The organism is Pleionea sp. WD8-19, from assembly GCF_055326765.1.
Window position 1 is genome coordinate 1 of sequence record NZ_JBUZOU010000046.1, and the last position, 3962, is coordinate 3962.

General features: G+C 42.2%; 4 protein-coding genes and 4 tRNA genes. All 8 read right to left on the reverse strand.

Translation table 11 applies throughout. The features are described 5' to 3' along the window. Nucleotides 1-119: GTP-binding protein (locus ACTUJY_RS20920; protein ID WP_463618083.1), on the reverse strand; the 119-nt coding region annotated here is incomplete at its 3' end. 101 nt (nt 120-220) lie between these two features. Then, nucleotides 221-296: transfer RNA gene (locus ACTUJY_RS20925), tRNA-Thr, on the reverse strand. Between the two features lie 14 nt (nt 297-310). Beyond that, a tRNA-Gly gene (locus ACTUJY_RS20930) sits at nt 311-384 on the reverse strand. A gap of 62 nt (nt 385-446) precedes the next feature. Beyond that, nucleotides 447-530: transfer RNA gene (locus ACTUJY_RS20935), tRNA-Tyr, on the reverse strand. 155 nt (nt 531-685) lie between these two features. Further along, a tRNA-Thr gene (locus ACTUJY_RS20940) sits at nt 686-761 on the reverse strand. Between the two features lie 85 nt (nt 762-846). After that, a complete protein-coding gene (locus tag ACTUJY_RS20945; protein WP_463618080.1) occupies nt 847-1641 on the reverse strand; it encodes a type III pantothenate kinase in 795 nt (264 codons plus the stop codon). Next, nucleotides 1641-2609: a bifunctional biotin--[acetyl-CoA-carboxylase] ligase/biotin operon repressor BirA gene (gene birA, locus ACTUJY_RS20950; RefSeq protein ID WP_463618081.1), complete on the reverse strand. Its 969-nt coding sequence runs from the start codon at nt 2607-2609 to the stop codon at nt 1641-1643. Before birA ends, ACTUJY_RS20945 begins: the two co-directional genes overlap by 1 nt. After that, nucleotides 2609-3622, reverse strand: a complete 1014-nt coding sequence (gene murB / locus ACTUJY_RS20955) for a UDP-N-acetylmuramate dehydrogenase (protein WP_463618082.1) — start codon at nt 3620-3622, stop codon at nt 2609-2611. Before murB ends, birA begins: the two co-directional genes overlap by 1 nt. Nucleotides 3623-3962 lie beyond the last annotated feature (340 nt).

Here is a 3962-nt window from a genome sequence, read left to right on the forward strand (position 1 = left end):
AAAGTTTTGGAAAGAACGGTACACATTGCCGCAGTCAGCGTGGTTTTACCGTGGTCAACGTGGCCAATGGTTCCCACGTTTACGTGGGGTTTCGTACGTTCAAATTTTTCTTTAGACATGAGAGACCTCCCAAAGCGTCTAGAAGAGTTTGTGGTTAATAAAAAATTTAACTAGCACCCAGGAGCTACAATGAATCATTCCCGAAAGCTGTATTAATAAGTGGTGCTGATAGGCAGATTTGAACTGCCGACCTCACCCTTACCAAGGGTGCGCTCTACCAACTGAGCTATATCAGCATCATGCTATACATTGGAGCGGGTAGCGGGAATCGAACCCGCATCATCAGCTTGGAAGGCTGAGGTTCTACCATTGAACTATACCCGCTTAATCGTCAGAAAGTTTAATCACTAACGAAAAACATGGCCGAAAATCGGCTCAGTAGAATTTGGTGGAGGGGGCTGGATTCGAACCAGCGAAGCTTTCGCGTCAGATTTACAGTCTGATCCCTTTGGCCGCTCGGGAACCCCTCCGAACTCTTTTCTACCACCCAACTTCTTTTTAAGGAGGGCGCAGAGAGCCGCGAATAATGCCAACTTGGACACAAAATTGCAAGATAAACTTACAATTTAATCAATTTACGGCTCTCGGTAAAAAACGGGCTTCTTATCGCCCGTTTTTTGGAATTTGGTGCCGGCTGCCGGAATCGAACTGGCGACCTACTGATTACAAGTCAGTTGCTCTACCAACTGAGCTAAGCCGGCGACACTCAAAAAGGCGGTTTAACAGAGCCACCCCAAAAGTGAGGCGCAATTTTAGCGACATGATTTACAAATGGCAATGCTTTGATTAAGTTTTTTTAAAATAGTAAAGCGCACTGGTTAACAATCCCTCAAAAACGAGTAAAGGTCGCTCTTCAATAGAGATAGGAAGTGATGAAATGGCAGTTTTCAAATGGGGTAATAATAGAGTGGCGTCGCCTCCGGTAATAATCACACGGCGAATGCCAATATCTACTGCCCGCTTTATTTGGACTTCGAGCATAGCGATAGTTTGTGCTAAAAGTCCATTAAGTACGCAATCTGAAGTATCTTTGCCAGGTTGCGATGATTGGAGTTGCTCAAGCTCTTTTGCAAAAACGCGTTCAGTATTCGACAAAAGCGCGTCTAGCTGCCGACTTAATCCTGCCAGTATATAACCACCATGATGCTCACCATTATTATCGACAAAATCTAAAGTCATCGCTGTACCACAGTCTACAACCAATGCTCCAAGCTGATCGTCCTGTGAGGCACCAATCATTGCTAGCCAACGATCAATCCCCATATTTTCCGGTCGTTGATAAGCGTTCTTTAATTCCCTAAATTGTGATGATGTTTTAGCCAAATAAATTTTAGCATTTAAATAAATGGTATTTGCTGTTAATAAAGACTCAGTAACACTTGGTTTTACGCTGGAAATTGCGATTTGCTCAATGATAGGGTTAGAGAAAGTGGGCGAAAGGAGCGACAGTTCAGTCCAAAATGCCTGAGCGGCATCATTTGAGCGATGTGAAACGATAAGTGGCAAAGGTAATAACTGTTTTTTCTCATAATCATACAAACAACATTTAATTCGACTATTGCCAATATCAATAAGTAACATTACAGCTCCCGCAAACTAAGTTCGCCGCCAACAAACCGAGACTTACCAGTATCCGTCTCAAGAAAAAGAGCACCTGAATGATCGACACCACGATAAATACCACGGATTATTTCGTTTCCATTGGTTAACTGAACATGTTTACCAATAAACTCATCGAAACGATTCCATTGCTCTTCAAAACCCGCAAAACCATGTATACAAAAAAGGTTCAAGCTTTTGTTGATCGCTTTAACTAAAGTAACTACCAGTTGGTTTCGACTGAGTGGGGCTGACAAATGGGGCTTTAAGTTGCACCAAGGTTGACCAACCGGATGTTCTTCAGGCATATCCCAATTAAGACCCAATCCTATTACCAGATCCGCACCTTTGTCATTTTGGCCAGCAATCTCAACCAGAATACCGCCTACTTTACTACCTGCAATTCTTAAATCATTGGGCCATTTCAATTGAATATCAATTGCTCCGTAATGATAGAGATGTTCTGCAACACAACAGCCAACGGCAAGACTCAATCCTGATAAAGCATCAATAGCCAGTGGCAACGTTTTCCTAATGGATAAATAAATATTACGAGCGAAAGGAGAATGCCATTGACGCCCCAATCGCCCACGCCCCATAGACTGATATTCGGCAAGGCAGATAGACAATTCAGGTGAAGCGTGTTGGTACATTAGCTGTTTATTCGTTGATGCAATGCTGGTAAACAAAGTCAACTGCTCAGACGTCGGTAAAATAACTTCAAGCTCCCGTCGCAAATAGTTTTCATCCAAAAGATCGAGTCCGCCAGGAATTCGATAACCCTTTCCTTGAACGCTATAGATATTCGCTCCCATAGCTTTTAGACGCTCAATGTGCTTCCAAATTGCGGTACGTGAAAGTTGTAGCTGTTGTGCAATGCGTTGTCCGGAATGAAATGCTCCATCGCTGAGAATTTTAAGGATATTTTGAGCAATTACATTGTTGTCCATTAGGCACCAATCACCCTGACCTCACGTTCTAAATGAACACCGTAGTTTTCAACAATTCGTTGCTGAACTCTTTCCGCTAACTGTAGAATTTGGTCGCCAGTTGCCTGACCACGATTGACCAAAACAAGCGCTTGTTTTTCATGAACAGCCGCATCACCAATTCTCTCTCCTTTTAAGCCAGCATTATCGATTAACCAACCAGCCGCCAGTTTGACCTTGCTTTTAGATTGAGGGTAAGCAACCATTTCAGGGTATACTTTTTGTAGCTCTAAAAATTGCTCTTTCGCTATTACTGGATTCTTAAAAAAACTTCCTGCATTTCCAAGTATTTCAGGCGCCGGTAATTTTTGCTGACGCACACGAATAACTTCTTGCGCAATATCCATTGCTGAAATTTCTAACTCCTTTCCGGCGAAATTGGACTTGAGAGGCTGATAGTTCAATACCGGTTGCAGATGTTTATCGAGTTTAAGCGTTACCGAAGTGATCAAATAGCGGCCAAGATGTCGTTTAAAATAGCTATCACGATAACCAAATTCGCACTCTTCGTGGCTGAAGTTTTTCAATTTTCCCGTAGTTAAATCCATTGCCTCCACGTTAATCAGACGTTGCTGCAACTCAACTCCATAGGCGCCTATATTTTGGATCGGCGCTGCACCAATCGATCCGGGTATCAGCGCTAAGTTCTCTAAGCCAGAGTAACCATCTTCAAGGGTTTGCATGACTAATTGATGCCAGCTTTCGCCGGCACTTGCGGTAATTAAAATAGAGTCATCTGTTTCATTGTGATAATAGCGCCCCTTCATCTTGATATGAAACACTATTACGGGTAGATGGCCAATTAACAAAACATTTGACCCACCTCCAAGTATCAAATAATTTGAGTAACGCTCTAACAGATCCGGCAATTTATTCAGCTGTTTCTTGCTAGTAATTTCAACCATTGCTTCCGCACTGGCTTTTACTCGAAATGTATTAAGGGCTGTGAGATCGGCGGGGGTAATGAGTTGCAATCGTTGCGTTCCTGTAATTGATATCTGTGATTATTTTATCAATATCCTTGCTGGCGATCACTCTAAGTTAAATTTCGTAAGAATAGTAGATGGATTCAACTAAGAATTTTTTTGAAATACAAAAGCACAATAAAAGATCTCCAAATTTAGAAGCAAATACCAAGCAATAACCTACTCGTACATAGACTTGCGTCCATTCCAATGAAAATAAGTAAATCATCGCTTTTTAATGTGGTTGCCAACTCATTTGGTGCTTTTGTTTCAGGCAACAAAAAAGGCTTACCCTTACGGATAAGCCTTTCGTTGAATTAAATGCCTGGCGATGACCTACTCTCACATG